Source organism: Dietzia sp. SLG310A2-38A2 (assembly GCF_014145095.1).
GTDB lineage: Bacteria > Actinomycetota > Actinomycetes > Mycobacteriales > Mycobacteriaceae > Dietzia.
On record NZ_JAALDX010000260.1, the window covers coordinates 1 to 3,957 of the forward strand.

General features: G+C 66.0%; 4 protein-coding genes. All 4 read right to left on the reverse strand.

What is annotated here, in order from left to right:
* Positions 1–6 precede the first annotated feature (6 nt).
* The 4 genes from G6027_RS09500 to G6027_RS09515 are packed head-to-tail and all read right to left on the reverse strand — an operon-like array spanning position 7 to position 3,816.
* Entirely contained in the window at positions 7–735 is a 729-nt protein-coding gene (locus G6027_RS09500) for an urease accessory protein UreD (RefSeq protein ID WP_182636973.1), read from the reverse strand.
* Positions 732–1,415 (reverse strand): urease accessory protein UreG, encoded by a 684-nt coding sequence (gene ureG, locus G6027_RS09505; protein ID WP_182636957.1) that lies wholly within the window; start codon positions 1,413–1,415, stop codon positions 732–734. The genes G6027_RS09500 and ureG overlap by 4 nt, the downstream gene beginning before the upstream one ends.
* Positions 1,412–3,130: an urease subunit alpha gene (locus G6027_RS09510; RefSeq protein ID WP_182636958.1), complete on the reverse strand. Its 1,719-nt coding sequence runs from the start codon at positions 3,128–3,130 to the stop codon at positions 1,412–1,414. The genes ureG and G6027_RS09510 overlap by 4 nt, the downstream gene beginning before the upstream one ends.
* Complete coding sequence (locus G6027_RS09515; RefSeq protein WP_182636959.1) at positions 3,127–3,816, reverse strand: urease subunit beta; 690 nt, start codon at positions 3,814–3,816, stop codon at positions 3,127–3,129. The genes G6027_RS09510 and G6027_RS09515 overlap by 4 nt, the downstream gene beginning before the upstream one ends.
* Positions 3,817–3,957: the final 141 nt, after the last annotated feature.

A 3,957-nucleotide genomic window follows, 5' to 3' on the forward strand; every position in this document is an offset into this window, starting at 1 on the left:
CCACACTCAGATGCGAAGAGCCTGATATCCGTTCTCGGCCACGGCACGAATGCTCATTCCGGGGCAATTTCTGAGAGGCGACACCGCGCCGTAACTCGTCCGCGCGCCGTGCTTGTTCAGCCACCATTTCCAGTCGAGTCCGGTGACGTGGTCTCCTACCGCGAGTATGAACGCCGACGCACCGAAGTGGTGCTCCCCGACGCAGTGGAACCCCATCCGCTCCACCGCGGCGACCTCGCCGTCGAACTCCAGCGTCGTCTCCGAGAGGTAGGACACCGATCCCGCATCGGGATGACGCACGACCGCGTCGACGAGGAGGACGCAGGAGGAGGTATCCACGGATACGTGGCTTACCTGTGAGAAGGACGAGCCCGGCAACAACAGTCGAGGTTCGGACACGAAGTCCAACCGCGACCCCCCCATCACCGTCAGGTTCAGGTCTTCCGCCGCCCCCTCATGGGACCCGACCTTCTGGACGGGCATGGCGCCCTGTCCCACGAGCCTGACCCGGCCGCCGTCGCGGACAACGACTCGTTGGCGAAGCCGCTCTCCCGTGATGAGTCCACTGGTGGCCGACTGGACGATGAGTGATGCCGTGTCGTCGCTCAGGCCACGGACCTGGCCATGCGTCAGGATGCCGATCTCATAAGGCCAGCGGAAGTATCTCCGGGACAGGAAGGTGCGGCCGCCTCGGCGGGCTATCTCGAGGTCGAGCGCATATGGTTGCGCGCTCAGAAGAGCACCTCATCGCAGATGAACCGCGCGAACTCGTCCACGCCCTCACCGGTGAAGCAGTTCGTGACGAGGACTGGTCGCCCCTCCCGCACGTCGCGGGCCTCGGCGACCATCAGCTCGAGGTCCACCCCGACATGCTGTGCCAGGTCGGCCTTGTTGATGACGAGGACGTCCGCGCGGAGCACGCCGGGTCCGCGTTTCCGGGGGATATCGCCTCCTCCGGAGACGTCGATCACGAACACCCAGAAGTCGACGAGATCATCGGAGAACGTCGAGGCCAGATTGTCGCCGCCGCTCTCGATCAGGATCACGTCGGTACCGGGGAAATCCTGATCGAGCTGCTCGGCGGCCTCCATGTTCATGGTCGGGTCCTCGCGGATCACCGTGTGCGGGCACGCTCCGGCCTCGACGGCGAGGACCCGGTCCGCGTCGATGATCCCAGACCGCCGCAGCCGCTCGGCGTCTTCTGACGTCACCAGATCGTTGGTGATGACGGAGACGGACTTACGGAGATCCTCCAGTCGCGGTATTAGCTTCTCCACCATCGCGGTCTTGCCGGACCCCACCGGGCCGCCGATGCCGATGCGAGCCGCGGGACCCGGGGGCTCCCTCCGGCCTTCCGGCGTGACTCCGGTCCGGGTAGCAGTCAGAGTCGTGGAATTGGCCACCGGATCAGTCATCTCAGCATGTACTTCCTGGTCAGTGGGCGCACGTCGAATGAGTGCACCTCGAGCTTCTCCCCGTTCACGGAGACGTCGAACGTGCGCGGGTCGACGCGTACGTCGGGTAGCGCGTCGTTGTGGACCATGTCGCTCTTGCGCAGGTGGCGCGTCGACGTGATGGGGAGGACTGCCTTGGTGAGCCCGAACGGCTCGAGCGATCCGGCCTGGGCGACGATGTCGGAGACGAATACTGCGCTGACGTGCTTCTTCGCCGAGCCCCGGCCGCCCCACATCAGACGCTGAACCTGCGGCTCGGTCATCATGAGACTGCCCGCCGCGTCGCCCATCTTGGCCCAGACGATCATCCCCGCCTTGATAATCTGCACGGGCTTCACGCCGAACGACTCGAACGGCCACAGCACCAGGTCGGCCATGCGGCCCGGCTGCACCGACCCGACGTGCTCGTCGATTCCCACCGCAATCGCCGGGTTGAGGGTGGTCTTGGCGACATAGCGCTTGATCCGCTCGTTGTCCGCGCGCCCGGTCGTCTCCTCGGGCAGACGGCCGCGGTGATCTCTCATGACGCTTGCCAGTTGCCACGAGTTCGTCACGTTCTCTGCGAGGCGGCCCATCCCCTGGGTGTCCGAGCCGAAGATCGAGATCGCGCCGATGTCGTGCAGCAGGTCCTCGGCGGACATGGTCTGCGGCCGGATTCGGCCCTCGGCAAAGGCGACGTCCGCTTCAGATCGGGGATCCATCTGGTGCCCGATGAGCGTCATCGGCACGCCCTCCTCGAGCGCCGACCACGCGAACGGGTTGGTCGGGTTGGTCGACCCCGGGATGACGTTGGGGTAAGACACCACGCTCAGGATGTCCGGGGAGTGACCACCGCCCGCGCCCTCCACGTGATACATGTGGATCGTCCGGTCGCCGATCGCGGCCATCGTGTCCTCGGCGAACCCGAACTCGTTGATCGAGTCGGTGTGCAGGTGCACTGCGAAATCGTGCAGGTCTGCCGCGATCAGCGAACCGTTGATGGTCTCAGGCGACGCCCCGAAGTCCTCGTGTACTTTCACCGCGATCGCCCCGGCCTTCACTGCGTGGGCGACCGCCGAAGGGTCGGAGCCGCCGCGAGCGAGCAGACCGAAGTTCACCGGTGAACTCTCGGTGCCCTGCAGGTAGCGCCCCATGACGTGCGCGGTGCCTGAGCCGACGTCGAATACCGGTCCGGGAGAGCTGCCGATCAGCGTCGTCGTCCCTCCGGCCAACGCGTGCTCCGATTGTTCGGCGGAGAACATGTGCCCGTGGGATTCGATCGCCCCGGCGGTGACGATGCAGCCCTGAGCCGAGATCGACGTGGTGTTCTGGCCGCACACGAGGTTCGGATCGATTCCCGGCATTGTCGCGGGATTGCCTGCGTTGCCGATTCCGACGATCCGCCCGTCCCGGATACCGATATCGGCTTTGACGATGCCCTGAACCGCGTCGATGATCAGCGCGTTCTGGATTACGACATCGAGTGCACCCTCGTCCGTGGTGACGGTCGCGGACAGGGCCTCTCCATCGCGCATGTTCTTCCCTGCGCCGACGGTGAGTTCGTATCCGTGGTGGGTGTAGTCCTTCTCGACCTCCGCGAGCAGCGACGTGTCGCCGAGTCGCACCAGATCGCCAGTGGTCGGGCCGTAGAGCTGTGCGCGGGCCGCCGGGGTCAGTGAGGTACCGCCCGTCGTCATGACTCATCCTGGATGTAGCCGCGCTGGCAGGCCCTCTCGAACGCCCGCGCGCGGGTGTCGGGGTCGTCCAGGGGGCCGTTGACGAGTCCTGCCTGACCGTGGACGAAGCGCTCGCCGACGAACGGTGTCAGGGTGACGACCTTGGGGATTCCCGGTTCGAAACGCGTACCGCCACCAGCGTTGATGGCGAGCTTGTGGCCGTAGGCCGCTGCCCGATCGAAAGCCAGGGCCTTGTTGACCTCGAAGAAGTGGGTCATGCTGCGGACCTGGATGTCGCGGTCTCCGGTATTGACCACCTCGAGGTCGATGAGCCCCGACGGTTCGAACACCGTCTCCGCCTCGGTGAGGGCGATGACCTCGCCCGGCACGGGACCGTCGGCCGTCTCCGCGATCGGGGTGTAGATGGTCAGCAGCTTGCTTCCAGCGAGGGTCGGCAGCTCGAGCATGATGTACGAGATCATGCTCGGCACCCCCGGCTCCACCTGCGCCGACGTGAGCAGTCGCCCGGCTCGTTCCCGGACCTCCGAAAACGGTAGGTCGGTCCGCGCCATGAGCATCGCCTCGTCGGTGAGGTACGCGACGGCCTCGGGGTGACTCAACGGGATCCCCTCGCGGAGGTTGCGCCGCGCAAACTCGGCGGCAGCGAACACGGTGAGCCTCTCGGACTCGGTGGGCGTCAGGTTCATGGAGTAGTCCTCGGTGTAGTCACGACGCGAAAAGTCGTAGATCGGAGTGTCGATGGCGCTCGGCGGCGATGTCGTGCTTCGGGGTCCACGCCGTCGGACGGGCACCGTCGGGGACCGGGAGCCGAAGGAGCTCGTCGAGCC